General features: G+C 75.3%; 12 protein-coding genes. 3 read left to right on the top strand and 9 right to left on the bottom strand.

What is annotated here, in order from left to right:
• Window positions 1-70: 70 nt before the first annotated feature.
• The 8 genes from AB0K51_RS08365 to AB0K51_RS08400 form a co-directional block, all read right to left on the bottom strand.
• Window positions 71-1,204 carry a hypothetical protein gene (locus AB0K51_RS08365; RefSeq protein ID WP_363451923.1) on the bottom strand — a complete coding sequence of 378 codons (1,134 nt, stop codon included), beginning with the start codon at window positions 1,202-1,204 and terminating at the stop codon, window positions 71-73.
• Between the two features lie 160 nt (window positions 1,205-1,364).
• Window positions 1,365-3,842, bottom strand: coding sequence for an SUKH-4 family immunity protein (locus tag AB0K51_RS08370; protein WP_363451925.1), 2,478 nt, complete (start codon window positions 3,840-3,842; stop codon window positions 1,365-1,367).
• A 25-nt stretch (window positions 3,843-3,867) separates the two neighbouring features.
• Complete coding sequence (locus AB0K51_RS08375; RefSeq protein ID WP_363451927.1) at window positions 3,868-4,872, bottom strand: SMI1/KNR4 family protein; 1,005 nt, start codon at window positions 4,870-4,872, stop codon at window positions 3,868-3,870.
• Window positions 4,873-4,993: 121 nt separating this feature from the next.
• Entirely contained in the window at window positions 4,994-6,100 is a 1,107-nt protein-coding gene (locus AB0K51_RS08380) for a DegT/DnrJ/EryC1/StrS family aminotransferase (protein WP_363451929.1), read from the bottom strand.
• On the bottom strand, window positions 6,097-7,605 hold the full coding sequence (locus tag AB0K51_RS08385; RefSeq protein WP_363451931.1) for an MBL fold metallo-hydrolase: 1,509 nt from the start codon (window positions 7,603-7,605) through the stop codon (window positions 6,097-6,099). Before AB0K51_RS08385 ends, AB0K51_RS08380 begins: the two co-directional genes overlap by 4 nt.
• Window positions 7,602-8,735, bottom strand: coding sequence for a DegT/DnrJ/EryC1/StrS family aminotransferase (locus tag AB0K51_RS08390; protein WP_363451933.1), 1,134 nt, complete (start codon window positions 8,733-8,735; stop codon window positions 7,602-7,604). The genes AB0K51_RS08385 and AB0K51_RS08390 overlap by 4 nt, the downstream gene beginning before the upstream one ends.
• A 174-nt stretch (window positions 8,736-8,909) precedes the next feature.
• On the bottom strand, window positions 8,910-9,887 hold the full coding sequence (locus tag AB0K51_RS08395; RefSeq protein WP_363451935.1) for an NAD-dependent epimerase/dehydratase family protein: 978 nt from the start codon (window positions 9,885-9,887) through the stop codon (window positions 8,910-8,912).
• The gene (locus AB0K51_RS08400) at window positions 9,884-11,065 is read right to left on the bottom strand and encodes a Gfo/Idh/MocA family oxidoreductase (RefSeq protein ID WP_363451937.1); all 1,182 of its coding nucleotides are present in this window, start codon (window positions 11,063-11,065) and stop codon (window positions 9,884-9,886) included. The genes AB0K51_RS08395 and AB0K51_RS08400 overlap by 4 nt, the downstream gene beginning before the upstream one ends.
• Before the next feature lie 290 nt (window positions 11,066-11,355).
• On the opposite strand from AB0K51_RS08400, the gene AB0K51_RS08405 reads away from it, so the two are divergent.
• The 3 genes from AB0K51_RS08405 (at window position 11,356) to AB0K51_RS08415 (ending at window position 13,572) form a co-directional block, all read left to right on the top strand.
• On the top strand, window positions 11,356-11,811 hold the full coding sequence (locus AB0K51_RS08405) for a YwqJ-related putative deaminase (RefSeq protein ID WP_363451939.1): 456 nt from the start codon (window positions 11,356-11,358) through the stop codon (window positions 11,809-11,811).
• Between the two features lie 94 nt (window positions 11,812-11,905).
• Entirely contained in the window at window positions 11,906-12,364 is a 459-nt protein-coding gene (locus AB0K51_RS08410; protein WP_363451941.1) for an SUKH-3 domain-containing protein, read from the top strand.
• 119 nt (window positions 12,365-12,483) lie between these two features.
• The gene (locus AB0K51_RS08415) at window positions 12,484-13,572 is read left to right on the top strand and encodes a hypothetical protein (RefSeq protein WP_363451943.1); all 1,089 of its coding nucleotides are present in this window, start codon (window positions 12,484-12,486) and stop codon (window positions 13,570-13,572) included.
• Here AB0K51_RS08415 and AB0K51_RS08420 read toward each other — a convergent pair.
• On the bottom strand, window positions 13,537-14,808 hold the full coding sequence (locus AB0K51_RS08420) for a histidine kinase (protein ID WP_363451945.1): 1,272 nt from the start codon (window positions 14,806-14,808) through the stop codon (window positions 13,537-13,539). The genes AB0K51_RS08415 and AB0K51_RS08420 overlap by 36 nt on opposite strands.
• Window positions 14,809-15,036: the final 228 nt, after the last annotated feature.

A 15,036-nucleotide genomic window follows, 5' to 3' on the forward strand; every position in this document is an offset into this window, starting at 1 on the left:
CTCAGACCACCGGGCACTCGCCTCGCAGTTCCCCGAGCCCCTGATCGTGCAGCTTCTCCCGGCTGGGAAGTCAGCCCTTGCGGGTGATGCGGCCCTTGTCGGGGCGGGTGTCGTGGTCGAGGCCGTCGTCGACGATGACGATCTTGGGGACGGGCTTGGCGGGCGGGGCCGCGGGCTCCGGGGGGTCGGCGGCGAAGGGCTTGCGCGGGTCCTCGGTCTTGCGCAGGACGGTGGTGGCGTCGTCGGCGACCGGCGGCTTGGTCAGGTCGGCCTTCTTCGACCCGGCCTTCGGCCCCTCCGCGGCGGCCTCCTCCTCGGGCTCGATCGCACCGACCGCGGCGCCGCGCAGCGAGGCGAGGGTGCCCTTGATGTGGTCGAGGTGGGTCTGGACCTTGTCGAGGCGCTTGGTGAAGTCGGCCTGGTCCTGCTCGCTGGCCTTGCGGATCCGGTCGGCCTTCTCCTTCGCCGCGGCGATCGCGGTGTCGGCCTTGACCTGGGCGGCGGTGTCGAGCCGGCGGGCCTCGGCGAGCATCGCCTCGCGGTGCTGCTCGGCCTCCTTGACCCGGCGCTCGGCGGCGGCCGTGATCTCGGCGACGGCGGCGTCCGCCTCGGTCTCGGCCGTGGCGACCTCCTCGTCGGCCTTGCGGCGGCGCTCGGCGAGGGCGACCTCGGACTGCTCGGAGGCGTCGGCGGCGGCGACCCGGACCCGGGCGGCGTGGCCGGTGGCGGCGTGCACCACGGCGCGGGCCTCGGCGTCGGCCTCGGCGCGTACCCGTTCGGCTTCGGCGCGGGTGCGCTCGGCGGTGCGGCGGGCGGCCTGTTCGGCGTCCTCGCGCTGCTGGGCGGCGTACTGCTTCGCGGCCTCGGCGGCGGCCTCGCCGGCCTCGTGGGCGGCGTCGCGGGAGTCCTCGGCGGCGCGCCGGGCCTTGGTGTGGATCGCCTCGGCCTCGTTCTGCGCGGTCTTCAGCAGGCCGGCGGCCTGCTCGCTGAGGCCGGCGTAGTCGGGGTCGGGGGCGTCCTGGGCGGCCTGCTGGACCTCGGCGAGTCGTTTCTCCATCTCGCGGATGCCCGAGCCGAGAACGCTGAGCCGCTCCCAGGCCTCGTCACGGTCGCGGGCGAGCGCGGCGACCGCCGCGTCGACCTGCTCGGGCGCGTAGCCGCGCCTGGAGACGGTGAAGCCGTACTGGGACACGGCGTCGCTCATCAGGCTGATCCCCTCGTGCTCGCGGGCTGCGCAGCCCCGCCGGGTGCGTGGTGCGGAGGGCACGGGTTAACCCGTCCCATTGACCTATTTTGCGCACATACGAACGCAAACCAAACAGGCCGCGGTCGCGCGGCCGGGGGAACCGGCCGCACGGCCGGGGTTACAGCAGGCCGTCCCAGAGCTGTTCGACCAGCACGGACCACCAGCTCTCCGGCGTGTGCAGCGCGGCCGGGTCGACCGCGAGCAGCTGCGCCTGGAGGTCGGTGGTCCAGCGGCCGGCCTGCTCCGGGGTGAGACCGTAGCGCAGCCGCCACATCCGGCCCAGCACGGCCAGGCTACGGACGAACTCGGGGACTCCGCTGTTCACGAACCGGGGCGGCTCGGCCGGGTTCTCCAGGTCGACGGCGACCACCGCGGCGGTGCCGTACTGGACGCACAGCTGGCGGCCGTAGTCGTTGCCGAGGACCAGGTAGCCGCCGAAGTCCGGGCCGGCCGGCAGGCCGCGTTCGGCGGCGAGTTCGGCGAGCGTCGGGATCGGTCGGCCCTCCTGGGCCTGGGCCCAGAAGAACGGCGCGAACTCACGGGGCAGGCCGACCCACATCAGGGTCTGCGCGACCTGCTCCGGCACTCCCTGCCGCGCCACCGCGCGCTGCTCGAACCGGAACACGCCCGCGCCGAAGTACTGGCCGAGCTCCGCGGCCAGCTGCTGCGGGGCGAGCGGCGGCAGCGGCGGGACGGCGCCGGGCGGCGGCAGCGGCACCCGGACGGCGCGCGGCCGCTGCGGGGCGGACGCCAGCTGGTGCAGCTGGTCGAGGTGCTCGTACAGCAGGCCCATGCCGTTCTGCCGGGCCTGCGCGTCGCGGCCGTACGGGACGGTGTGGCTGATCCGGACGTTCGGCCACGAGGACTTGACCATCCGCGCGCAGTAGCCGCCGGGCAGGTCGCACAGCTCCAGGTCGGTGTGCAGTTCCAGCACCTGGTCGGCGGGCACGCCGAGGCGGCGCAGCTCCTGCAGGGCCTTCCACTCCGGGTGCGGGGTGCCGGGCTCGCTGCGCATGATCACGTTCTGCTCGGAGCCGTCCGGCCCGCGGTAGCTGACCACCGCCTGGGTGCCGGGGCCGATCGCGGGCACGCCGGGCGGCGGCACCGGGGCGGCGGCCTGCGGCGGGGCGCCCATCGGCACCGGGCCGGGGACCGGCGCGGGCGGCGCCGGCGGGCCGGCCGGGAAGCCGTAGCCCTGCGGGGTGGGCGGCGGGCCCTGGAACGGCGGGCCGGGCGGCACCGGGGCGCCCGGGAACGGCGGCTGGCCCGGGAAGGGCTGCTGCGGGGCCGGGAACGGGTTGGCCGGCGGCGGGCCCTGCATCGGCGGGCCCGGGAACGGCGGGGTCGCGCCCGGCGCCGGGGCGGACAGCTCGATCGCCGGGGCCAGCTGGGTGGCCTGGTAGGCGACGGCCGCCGCGTCCTGACCCGCGCCGGGCTGCGGCTCGGGGGCGGGCGGCGCGAACGGCTGCGCGGGGGCGCCGCCGAGCAGCTCGCCCGGCGGGGGCGGCGGCGGGGCGCCCGGACCGCTGCGCCCGCCCGGACCGTGCGCCGGGCCGCCGGCCGGCGGCAGCAGGTCGTTCGGCGGCGGGGGCGGGGGCGCGCCGGGGCCGACGCGTCCGCCCGGACCGTGCGCGGGACCGCCCACCGGCGGCAGCAGGTCGCCCGGCGGGGGCGGCGGCGGGGCGGTCGGCCCGCCGCGGCCCGGCGCCCCGGGCAGGCCCATCAGCCCGGGCGGGCCGTCGCTGGCCAGCATGGTCGGCGCGTGGTCGATCGACGGCGCGGGAGCCGACGGACCGTCAGGACCGCCGGGCGGGAACGGCGGAGTCGCCCCGGGCGGCGGCGGGAACGCGGTGCCGCCCGGCGGCGTGCCCGGGGAGGGCGGCGGAGGCGGGAAGGGCGAACCCGGAGGCGGAACGGGCGTACCGGGCACGGGAGTCCCGCCGGGGAACGGCGGGACGCTCACCGGCGGCGGCGGGAACGCGGTGCCGCCCGGCGGCGTGCCCGGGGATGGCGGCGGGGGCGGGAAGGGCGAGCTCGGAGGCGGAACGGGCGTGCCTGGCACGGGGGTTGCGCCGGCAGCCGGTGTGCCCGGGAGCTGGGCGGTGGCGGCGTACGGGTCGGTGGCCGGGAAGGCCGCGGGCGGCGGGGAGAGGAAGGTGGGCGCGTCGCCGGCCGGGCGGTCGGAGGCGGGGGGCGTGGCGAGCTGCACGGACTCGGCGGCGATCGCCGCGTCGGCGGCCTCGTGCAGCCACTGCGGGGGGCTGAGCAGGAAGGAGGTGGCCTCGACCGCGCCGCGGACCGGCTTGGCGGCGCCGGCCGGGTTGGGTTCGGCGCGGGAGCCGTACTGCTCCTCGAACTGGCGGACCACCTCGTTGACCGGCAGCGGCGGCCACAGTGTGCTGGCGCCGCTGTCGCGGGCGATGACCAGCCGCAGCGAGCTGCCGGCCTCGCCGCTGCCCTCGCTGCCGTCGACCGCCCAGCAGACGAAGCCCAGGTCGAACTCCCGGACCCGTACCTCGCGTTGCTGTGCGCGCGGCACTCCGGCGTTGATCCAGTCCTCGGCGGCTTCCTGCGCCTGCGCGTACGTGGTCACCACGGCTCGTCCCACCCCTGTCGTTCGGTCAGTTCAGCGGGACGGCGCGGGCGAACCCGCCGTCCACCATGAGTTCGGCGACGGTCTCCAGCTCGGACGGGCTGCCGGCGAGCCGGAGCAGGAAGGCGTCGAAGCTGTCGCCGCAGGGCAGCAGCAGGCGCTCGACCCGCTGCTCGGGGGTCTCGTCGCCGCCCTCGTCGCGGGCGTCGTCGTAGGGGCAGAACCAGACCGAACCGGTCTGCTCGCCGCGGACCTTGACGGCGAGCAGGCCGCCCTGGAGGTAGGCGACGGCGAGGTAGTCCTTGGTGAGGTGGTCGCGCAGGCACTTGTTGGCGTACACCAGGTCCTGGACGCCGTACTCCTCGGTGAGGGTGAGGAAGGGCTGGTCGAGCAGCAGGCCGAGGTCCACGTCGAGGGCGACGCCTGCGGGGGCGCGGCCGCCGGAGAGCTTCAGGAAGTCGCGGTACGCGGCCGGCAGCGGGTGGCCGAGGCGCTGTTCGGCGCGCTGGACCAGGTCCTCGGTGACGGCGACCGGGTCGCCGCCGTCCCGGGCGAGCGGGAAGTGGACGGGGCGGTGCTCCTGCAGCGGGCGGGTGCCGCGCCGGGTGTGGTCGGCGGTGGAGACGGCCAGGCCGCCGTGGTGCCGCAACAGGGCCTTGACCTCGACCGGGACGAGTTCCATCCGGCGCCAGCCGGCCGGGGCGCGGCCGATGACGTGGTGCCAGGTCCAGCCGGCCGGGGTGGCGACGGCGGTCTCCAGGTCGGCCCAGAGCGGGTGGCCCTGGGTGTACAGCGCGGCGTTGGCGGAGACGTAGTCGGTCAGCCGGAGTTCGTCGACGCCGAAGCCCTGCGGGGGGTCGGCGACCTCGGCGACGGCGGCCGCGTACGGCGCGAAGTCCGGGTGGCCGGACTCGTCGACGCGGACGCCCGCGGGGTGCCGCTCGGCCCGGACCGGGTCCGGGAACTGCACCACCTGGCCCGCGTAGGCCGCGTTGGGCACGGCGGCGGCGGTGCCGGGCCGACCTGTCGTCATCTGGGGTCCCCCACTGGCAGAAGCCGAAAATCCTGGGGTCCAGGGTAGGGCACTGACGAATGTCCTTCAGGGGCGCGGGGGTACCCGGCCGGACCCCGTCCGGCCGGGTGTCGACGGACCGTCAGGCGCGGCGGACGGCCGTGCTCAGCGCCTCCGCGACCCGGATCTGCTGGTCCTCGGTGAGCTGCGGGAACAGCGGCAGGGTGAGCAGTTCGGCGGCGGCCCGCTCGGTGACCGGGAAAGCGCCTTCCGCATGGCCGAGGTGACGGAACGCCGGCTGCAGGTGGACCGGCACCGGGTAGTGCACGCCCGCGCCGATCCCGGCCTGCTGCAGGGCGGCCAGCACCCCGTCGCGGTCGCGTTCGACCCGCACCGCGTACAGGTGCCAGACGTGCTCGTTGCCGGGCAGGACCCGGGGCAGCGTGACGCCCTCCAGGCCGCCGAGCAGCTTGTCGTAGCGCTCGGCGGCGGCCCGGCGGGCGGCGTTCCACTCGGGCAGCCGGCGCAGCTTGGCGCGCAGCACCACGGCCTGCAGGGTGTCCATCCGGGAGTTGAAGCCGAACCGCTCGTGGACGTACTTGCGGGCCGAGCCGTGGTCGCCGATCAGCCGGACCGCGGCGGCGAGGTCGGCGTCGTCGGTGACCACCGCGCCGGCGTCGCCGTACGCGCCGAGGTTCTTGCCGGGGTAGAAGCTGGTCGCCGAGATCCGGCCCCAGCTGCCGGACGGGCGGCCGTGCCGGGTGGCGCCCTGCGACTGGGCGCCGTCCTCGACCACCGGGAGGTCTCCGGCGATCTCCAGCAGCCGTTCCATCGGGGCGAGCTGCCCGTTCAGGTGGACCGGCATCAGGGCCACCGCGGTGCCCGCCGCGGCGGCGGCCTGCTCGACGTCGATCAGCAGGTGCTCGGGGTCGGCGTCGACCAGCACCGGGGTCAGCCCGGCCCGCACCACCGCCTCGGCGGTGGCGACGAAGGTGTTGGCGGGCAGCACCACTCCCCCGCCGGCCGGCAGGTCCAGCGCGCGCAGGGCGAGTTCCAGCGCGTCGGTGCCGTTGGCGGTGCCGACGGCGTGGGCGACGCCGCAGTACGCGGCGTACTCCTGCTCGAAGGCGGCCACGTCGGGCCCCTTGATGTACGCGCCGCTCGCCAGCACCGCGTCGAAGCCCGCGCGGACCTCGTCGGCGATCTCGGCGTGTTGGGCGCGCAGGTCGACCAGGGGGATGTCGTTCACCGGATGGGCCTCTCGGGTTCGATGGACAGGGCTTCGGCGACCGGCGGCTCGGCCGCCTCGACGACCAGCGGCAGTGCCCCGCCGGACAGGCAGGCGCCGGTGGCGGCGCTCCACTTCCAGTGGTGGCGGGGGCATTCGATGACGCCGTCGGCGATCACGGCGTGCCCGAGGTCCTCCCCCGCGTGCGGGCAGTACCGCTGCAGGCGCAGCCCGTCGCGTTCCACCATCTCCCCGGAGCCGGCCCGCTCGCGCACCAACTGCCGGGTCTGCGCGGGCTGGTGGCCGTAGCGCAGCAGGCCGAGCAGGGTCAGGTCGAAGACGTCCGGCTCGCGGTGCAGGGACAGCCGCATCGACAGCAGCGCCTCCTCCCACCCGGCCCGGCCGTCCAGGATCGCGCGCAGCGCCGGCGGCGGGACCCGGATGGTGTACGCCGGGTCGACCGGCTCATCCTCCAGCTCGACCCGGTCGGCGAGTTCACCGAGCGTCAGGCCCCAGGCGGTGCCGCCCGCCTCGATCCGCAGCCCGCCCCGGTACCCGGCGAGCAGCGGCCGGTTGCGGCGCTGCAGCCGCCCGAAGTACCCGGCCACCTCCTCGGCGCCGGGCGGCGGGCAGGGTTGGCGCCGGTACGCCTCCCACTCGGGGCGGCGGCGCTCCCGGTACGCGGCCAGGTAGCGGGGCGGGTCGTCCAGCCAGGGCCGCTCGGCGGTCGGGGCGTCGACGGTGTCGCCGGGCGCGGTGCGGACCACCTCGACGTCGGGGCAGGCGGCGGCGAACTCCCCGGCGACGTCCTCCCAGTGCGGGAAGATGGTCGCCGCCCGGTCGTTGAACCGGTCCAGCTCCGGGTCGAGGAAGCAGGCCGGCCCGGCGGAGGGCAGGTAGGCCCGCGCCCCGGTCAGCCGGACCTTGCGCACCAGGGTGTCCAGCAGGTCGGCGCGGACCGCGGCGGTCTTCTCCGCCATCACCTCGGGCGGGTAGTCGTAGGCGTTCGGGTACCACATCGCGCCCGAGTACTGCGCGGCCAGCAGGTCGACGTCGCCGGGCAGTTCGGACATCGGCGTGTTGCAGTCGTTCAGGTCGAGGAAGCGGTACCCGCCCAGGTCGAGCAGCAGGCCGCTGTCCTCCTTGTGGCTGGTGTCCAGCAGCATGGTGGCGGTGGCGTCCGGTCCCAGCCGCCACTGCTCGCGGTGCCCGAGCGGGATCTGGTTCCGGAACCCCAGCGCCGCCAGCCGCCCGGCCAGCGCGCGGCTGCGGAACCGCGGCACCAGGACGGCGGTCTCCCGGGAGATCCCGGCCAGCGTCCGGGCGTCGAAGTGGTCCTCGTGCAGGTGCGAGACGTACAGGTAGTCGTAGGCCCCCGCCAGCACCTCGGGCAGCAGCGCCCGGTTGTCCGGGTAGGGGAACCAGGCCCCGAGGAACGCCGGGTGGAACCACGGGTCGATCAGCAGGCGCAGCCCGCCGTGCTCGACCGTGAAGCCGGCGTGCCCCAGGTGCCTGATCCGGGTCACCCCAGTGCCGCCCGCAACGCCGCGACCACCTGGTCCTGCTGGGCGTGGGTCAGCGAGTGGAACAGCGGCAGCACCAGGCTCCGCGCGGTGATCGTCTCGGTCGCCGGCAGCGGCACCCGGGCCGTCCCCTTGTACGGGGCCTCCAGGTGCGCGGCCATGATCCCGCGCCGCGCCGACACCCCGTCGGCGGCCAGCCGGGCCAGCACCTCGTTGCGGTCCGGCGCGCCGTCGGGGAGCATCAGCCACAGCGACTGGAAGTTGGCCGTCCCGTGCGCCGGGTCCGCGACCATCCGCCCGGCCAGCTCGGGTCCGAGCAACTCCCGGTAGCGGTCGGCGAGTTCACGGCGGCGCTGGACCATCGCGGGCAGCTTGCCGAGTTGCACCAGCCCGATCGCCGCCTGGACGTCGGTCATCCGGTGGTTGAACCCGATCTCGTCGTACGTCTCGATCAGGCCCGCCCCGCCCGACGCCGCGTGCCGGTCGGCCGCCGAGACGCTCATCCCGTGCTCGCGCAACCGCCGCATCCGGGCGGCGAGTTCGCCGTCCTGACAGGTGATCATGCCGCCCTCGCCGGTGGTCAGCAGCTTGCGCGGGTGGAACGAGAACGCCGCGATCGCCGCCCCCGCGCCGGCCGCCCGGCCCCGGTACCGCGAGCCCGCCGCGCAGGCGGCGTCCTCGACCACGGTGATCCCGCGCGGCGTGGTGACGGCGAGCAGTGCGTCCAGGTCGACCGGGATGCCGCCCTGGTCCACCGCGATCACCGCCGTGGTCCGCTCGGTCAGCAGCGGCTCGACGGTCTCCGGCGTGAGGTTGCCGCTGCGCGGGTCGACGTCCGCGAACACCGGCGTGGCCCCCACGTAGGTCACCGCGTTGGCGGTCGCGATGAACGACAGCGAGGGCACCACCACCTCGTCGCCCGGCCCGACCCCCGCCCCGATCAGTGCCAGGTGCAGGGCGGTCGTGCACGACGACACCGCCACCGCGTGCGGCACCCCCAGGTACTCCGCGAAGGCCCGCTCGAACGCGGCCACCCGCGGGCCCTGCGCCACCCACCCGGACCGCACGGCCTCCGCGGCGGCCTCGGCCTCCTCGTCGCCGAGCCACGGGATCATGACGGGGATGGTGGACATGAGACGGAGCTCCTATGGCTGGACGTCGACTGGGGAGGAAGGCGCCCACCAGCAGGCTCGCGGCGCAGGAGAGTGACCTGCACGTGGACGCGACCTGACTGTGGGTGAGTGGTTGCTCGCGCAGTTCCCCGCGCCCCTGCGGGGCGCTTCCTGGCGGGCGTGGGCGTGGTGGGACTACTGTTCGCGCCACCAGGTGACGAGCTTTCGGAGGCCGTCCGTCAGGCCCAGTTCGGGCTTCCAGGCGAGGTCGCGTTCCGCCGCGGAGATGTCGGCAAGGCGCCGGACGACGCCGCCCGCGGTGTCCCGGGCGGCCTGGTGCTCGACGTCGAGGTCGGAGTCCATGGCTTCGAGCAGGGCGTCGGCGAGGCCGCGCAGGGAGACCTCCGTGCCCGAGGCGATGTTGTAGACCCGGTCGGTCACGGGGGCGGCGGCGGCGAGCAGGTTGGCCCGGGCGATGTCCTCGGTGTAGACGAAGTCCATGGTCTGGGCGCCGTCGCCGAAGATCAGCGGCGGCTGCCCGGCGGCGATCCGCTCCATCCAGCGGATGAAGACCTCGGTGTAGCGGCCGTGCACGTCCATCCGCGGGCCGTACACGTTGAAGTACCGCAGCGCCACGTAGTCCAGGCCGTACATGGTGTGGAAGCTGCGCAGCAGGCCCTCGTTGAAGACCTTGGCCGCCCCGTACAGGGTGTCGTTGTTGTACGGGTGCTGGGTCTCGGGCGTCGGGAAGACGTCGGCGAGGCCGTACACGGACGCGGTCGAGGAGGCGATCACCTTGCCGACGCCGACCTCCGCCGCCGCCTCGACGACGTCGAAGGTCCCGTCGACCATGATCTCCAGCGCGAGCCGGGGTTCGGCCGCGCACTGGGTGATCCGGATCGCGGCGAGGTGGAACAGGGCGTCGGTGCCCGGGGCGAGCAGCTCGCGCAGCAGCGCCCGGTCGCGGATGTCCCCGTCCACCACGCGGAGTTGACCGGGAGCGGCGATCTCCTGGGCCCGCGCGAGGTTGGCCATCCGGCCGCGGACGAAGTTGTCGAGGACGACGACCTCGCGGGCGCCGGCTTCGAGGAGCTGGTCGACGACGGTGGAGCCGATGGTTCCGGCGCCGCCGGTGACGAGGCAGCGGGAGCCCGCGAGGGCGATGGCGTTCATCGGGCGGTGGCCCTCTCCTGGGTGGGGAGCTGAGGTGCGATCAGGTCGAGGTCGGTGCGGAGTGCGGCGGAGTCCACCGGGACGGTGGCGCCGCCGAGTTCGAGGCTGCGGGAGGCGGCGTGCAGCAGGCGCAGCACCCGCAGGCCGGCCCGGCCGTCGGTGAGCGCGGGGCGGGATTCGGTGATGGCGGCGGCGAACTCGGCCATCACGTTGCGCAGCGCCTCCTGCTCGACCAGAGCGGGGGCGACCATGTCGCCGACCCGGTAGGAGATCAGGGCGCGGTGCCGGATGGCGTCGGTGAGTTCGTCGGGCGGGGTGAGGTCGACGCCGCGGTCGTGGACCGCGAGCCGGGCCTGCGGGTTGAGGTCGTCCCAGACCAGGGTGCGGCGGGAGCCGCCGATCATGGTGGTGCGGACCTTGGTCGGGGAGAGCCAGTTGACGTGGCAGTGGGCGAGCGCGCCGTTGGAGAGGTGCAGCGTCAGGTAGGCGACGCAGGCGCGGCCGGCGCCGATCGGGTCGGCGGCCTGGGCGGAGACGCCGACCGGTTCGACGCCGGGCGGCAGCACGAAGTCGAGGATGGACAGGTCGTGCGGGGCGAGGTCCCAGAGCACGTCGACGTCGGGCTGGACCAGTCCGAGGTTGATCCGCACCGAGTCGAAGAACTGGACGTCGCCGATCTCGCCGCCGTGGACGAGTTCGCGGATCCGCCGCACCACGGGGGTGTAGCAGAAGGTGTGGTCGCACATCAGGACCAGGCCGCGCTCCTCGGCGAGGGCGACCAGGTCGGCGGCGTCCTCGACGGTGGTGGTGATCGGCTTCTCCACCAGGACGTGCTTCCCGGCCTCCAGCGCGGCCCGGGCGAGCCGGTGGTGCGCGGCGGCCGGGGTGGCGATGGCCACGGCGTGCACCCGCTCGTCGGCGAGCACCTCCTCGAAGGAGGTGGTGGAGCGGACGGTGGAGTACTCGCCGAGGACCCGGCGGGAGCGCTGCTCGTCGAGGTCGCACAGCCAGTGCAGGTGCAGTGCGGGTGTCTGCTGGGCGTTGCGGACCAGGTTCGGTCCCCAGTAGCCGGCCCCGATGACGGCCAGTCCGATCCGCCGGTCGGGTGTGTGGTCGGTGCTTCCGGGAGTGGGTACGTGTTCTGCTGGCGCCTCGTGCGCCACGACGTTCGACATCATCGCAAGACCCCCCTTGCCGTCGCGTCGCTGGAACGGTACCGGCCGGGTGCACCGGGGCGGGCGTATTCGGCAAAATCGGTGGATGCCGCCCCAGGGCGCGCGGGTCCGGAACGGGGCCCTCCGTACACCTCCGCGCGCCCCGTGTCGACCCCCCGGCGCGGCGGGTGTCGCAGCGGTTTGGCAGGCTGGATGCTCTGGGGTGAGGATTCACCGTCCGGTCACTTCCCGGACCCTGTCGCTCTCCACCGGATCCCACCGTCCGTCAGCCGCCCACCGACCGAGGAGCAGTCATGGAACCGTCGGGCCCGCCGCCCGTGCTGCGCCATCAGCGCGACAGCCTGCTGCCCGCGGTCGCCGCCGCGCTGTCGCTGCGCGGCGGGGAGGTGCACACACTGGCCGGGGAGAAGTCCGAACTGGCGCCGCGGCTGCACCCGTTGGTCGGCGAGTTCCTGGCCGCGCTGCCGGTGGAACGGCGTGAGCGGTTCCTCGGCCGCTGCCCGGAGGCGGCGCTGCTGTCGCAGTACCTGGTGCAGGTGGACGCCTCCCGCTCGAAGCGCGCGGCGCGCAAGCCGATGACGGTGCAGGAGGCCCGCAAGGCGCTGAAGGGCGCCCGGCTGACCACGGTGCGGATCCGCGAGGAGGGCGACCCGGCGCACGGGACGCACGCGCCGCCGTGCCGCTCGTGCGAGCCGCTGCTGGACCACCTGAACGTGGTCAGCGTCGCGGTCGGCCCGCCCGGCCGCTGAGCGCGGACCACCGCGCCCCTCCCCTGTCCCCGACTTCCCGGAGCCCGCCCTGAACGCCAGCACCGTCCGCACCCAGCCCCGTTTCCCGGCCGACGTGGCCGCCGCCCTGAAGCAGGCCGGCTGGCACCCGGGGAGGTGGGAGATCCGGCAGGCCGAACGATGGGCCGACGCCCTGGTCGCGTACGGCGGTCCGCTGGACCCGCAGCACTCGGTCTTCCCGGCCGCGATCGAGGCCTGGGCGGAGTTCGGCGGCCTGGCCTTCGACGTGCCGGGCGCGGGCCGCACGCTGGCCCGCACCCCGTTCCTGCTGGACCCGCGCTGCGGGCTGCACCAGCCGCGCACCCTGGCCGACCTGGGCCGGGCGCTGGACACCCGGCTGGCCCCGCTCGGCGAGGAGCTGCACGGACAGGCGCTGCTGGCGGTGGACGAGCAGGGCCGGGTGTTCAGCCTGGACCACACCGGCGAGTGGTTCCTCGGCGAGAGCGTCGACCAGGCGCTGGCCACCCTGGTGCTGGGCCTGGCCCCGCACCGGCTGCGCACCGCCGACGAGTAACCCGCCCGTACCCCCGGCGGGTGGCGTTCGCGGCCCGTTTCGGCGAACCGGTACCGACCGGCCCGGCCGCCCGGCACACTGAGCCCCCGACAGAAACGTGAAGGTTCCGGGGAGAAGCCATGGACGGGCGCCGCGCGCTGTTCGACCACGCCAAGTTCGCGGCGGTCGCGCTGGTGGTCTGCGCGCACACCTGGATGCCACTGCTGGACGACCGGGTGACGGTCGGCGCGGTGCTCACCGTCGCGGCCTTCGCGATGCCGCTGTTCACCACCCTGTGCGGCTACTTCGCCCGTCCCCGGCCGGGGCGGCCCGCGGTGGACGGGCCGCGCCTGGTGACCCAGCTGGCGGTGCCCTACCTGGTCTTCCAAGTGCTGTACCAGCTGGCCGGCTTCAGCCTCCCGGTGCACCTGCTGGAGCCGCGCTGGCTGACCTGGTTCCTGCTCTCGCTGCTGCTGTGGCGGCTGTCGGTGCCGCTGTGGACGGCGCTGCGCCGCCCGCTGCCGGTCGCGGTGCTGGTGGCCGCCGCGTCGGGCACCGCGACCGCGCTTCCGGCGCAGTTCGCGCTCGGCCGCACCCTCGGCTTCCTGCCGTTCTTCGTGCTCGGCCTCACGCTGCGCCCCGAGCACTTCGCGCTGCTGCGCACCCGGCCGGCCCGCCGGCTGGCCCCGCTGGTGCTGGCGCTGGTCGCCGCCGGGTTCTGGCTGGCCGCGCCGCGGCTGCTGGACCCGGGCTGGATCGAGTACACCGACAGCGCCGCCCAACTGCACACCCGCTACCTGCCGTGGCTGGCCGTCCGGGCCGCGCTCGGCGCGGTCGCGCTGCTCGCCGGGGCGGCGTTCCTCGCCCTGCTGCCGGACCGTCCGACCAGGTGGACCCGGCTCGGTGCGGCGTCGCTGTACGTCTACCTGCTGCACGGCCTGGTGCTGAAGGTCCTGCAGCACGCCGGACTGTACCGGCGGCCCGAACTGCACCACTGGTACGTCGCGCTCCCGCTGCTCGGCGCGTTCGCGCTGGCCCTGGCGGTGGTGCTGGCGCTGCCCGCGAGCGTGCGGCTGCTGCGGCCGCTGGTGCAGCCGCCGGTCGGGCGGCTGCTGGCGCCGCGCGCGCCCGCGCAGCGCCCGAGCCTTGACGACCTTTCAGGTCATGTCGGGGCGACCGGTGTTGACGCAGCGTCAGGCAAGTCGGTCGCTCCGGCGCAGCAGGCGTGACGGCAGCACCGCCTCGACCAGGAACCCGCCGCCCTCGCGTGGCCCGGCGCTGAAGCTGCCGCCGAGCGCCAGCACCCGCTCCCGCATCCCGACCAGGCCGTTGCCGCCGCTGGGCAGCGCCACCGCGGGCGCCTGGCCCTGCGGGCAGTCGTTCAGCACCGAGACCCGCACCCCGTTGGGCACGTACGCCAGCAGCACCGACACCCGCGCCCCGCCGGCGTGCTTGTGGGCGTTGGTCAGCCCCTCCTGCACCACCCGGAAGGCGGTCTGCTCGGCCTCCGCGACGTACGCCTGGTGCTCGCCCTTGACGGTGAGCGCGACGGCCATGCCCGCGGCCCTGGACTGGTCGACCAGCCGGGGCAGCTCGGTGAGCCCGCCGACCGGCGGTTCGGCGCCGGCCTCGTGCTGGTCGGACATCCGCAGCACGCCGAGGATCTCCCGCAGCTCGTCCAGCGCCTGCCGGCCGGTCTCGCCGATCAGCTTCGCCGACTGCTGGGCCCTGGCCGGGTCCTTCGGGACGATCCGCTCCAGCGCCGCGGCGTGCACCACCATCAGGCTGACCCGGTGCGCCACCACGTCGTGCATCTCGCGGGCGATCCGGGTGCGCTCCTCCAGCCGGGCCCGGCGGGCCCGCTCCCGGGCCTGCTCGGCGAGCAGCGTCAGCTCGGTCTCCAGGCCGTGCGCCCGGTCCCGCAGCGACAGCACCAGCCGCCGCCGGGCGCCCACGTACAGGCCGGTCACCACGGGGGCGAGCGCCATGCCGATCGCCACGAAGCCGGCCACCAGCGCCAGCACCCAGCTCGGCGGCAGCGGTTCGGACGTGCCGCGGCCCGGCGCCGACATCGCCAGCAGCACCATGAAGAAGGTCTCGACCAGGGCGATCAGCGAGAGCACCACCACCCGGCCGCGCCGCGACGGCCACTCCCAGGTGGCGGCCAGCGTGTACAGCGACACCACCAGCAGCACCACGCCGAACAGGCCCGGCACGAACACCAGCGCGACCACCACCGGCAGCACCGGCCAGCGGCGGCGCACCACCAGCGAGCCGCCCGCCAGCGCCCCGATCACCACCCCGGCCACCGCCGCGCCCAGGCCCAGCTCCAGCCGGCCCCGGAGCAGTTGGAACGCGCCGAGCGCGCACTCCACCCCGGCGACCGCCGCCAGCCCCACGTCCAACACCGCACTGCGCCTACGCGTCCACCACCACAGGCCGTCCCCCGCCGGCTTCTCACTCATGCGGACACCTTACGCACCGCAGGAGAACGGGAAGGAGACGCGGCGAGGTGAAACCCGGGGCGTTCCGACGGGCCGTCATTCGCCCGTGCGCGTGGGCGGCTGTCCGCCATCCGGCCACCTCTCCGTCTTGGCACCCCGTGCCACCTATGCTGGTCGCGTCGGACAGCGCGGTCCGCACCCGTCACCCGCACCGCGGTGATGGCAGAGCCGTTGCCGAACCCCACCACC

Source organism: Kitasatospora sp. NPDC049285 (assembly GCF_040678815.1).
Lineage (GTDB): Bacteria > Actinomycetota > Actinomycetes > Streptomycetales > Streptomycetaceae > Kitasatospora.

Coding starts and splice junctions, on each gene's coding strand:
- AB0K51_RS08365 (WP_363451923.1), bottom strand. CDS start 1,204: ATGAGCGACGCCGTGTCCCAGTACGGCTTCACCGTCTCCAGGCGCGGC.
- AB0K51_RS08375 (WP_363451927.1), bottom strand. CDS start 4,872: ATGACGACAGGTCGGCCCGGCACCGCCGCCGCCGTGCCCAACGCGGCC.
- AB0K51_RS08390 (WP_363451933.1), bottom strand. CDS start 8,735: ATGTCCACCATCCCCGTCATGATCCCGTGGCTCGGCGACGAGGAGGCC.
- AB0K51_RS08395 (WP_363451935.1), bottom strand. CDS start 9,887: ATGAACGCCATCGCCCTCGCGGGCTCCCGCTGCCTCGTCACCGGCGGC.
- AB0K51_RS08400 (WP_363451937.1), bottom strand. CDS start 11,065: ATGATGTCGAACGTCGTGGCGCACGAGGCGCCAGCAGAACACGTACCC.
- AB0K51_RS08405 (WP_363451939.1), top strand. CDS start 11,356: ATGGAACCGTCGGGCCCGCCGCCCGTGCTGCGCCATCAGCGCGACAGC.
- AB0K51_RS08415 (WP_363451943.1), top strand. CDS start 12,484: ATGGACGGGCGCCGCGCGCTGTTCGACCACGCCAAGTTCGCGGCGGTC.
- AB0K51_RS08420 (WP_363451945.1), bottom strand. CDS start 14,808: ATGAGTGAGAAGCCGGCGGGGGACGGCCTGTGGTGGTGGACGCGTAGG.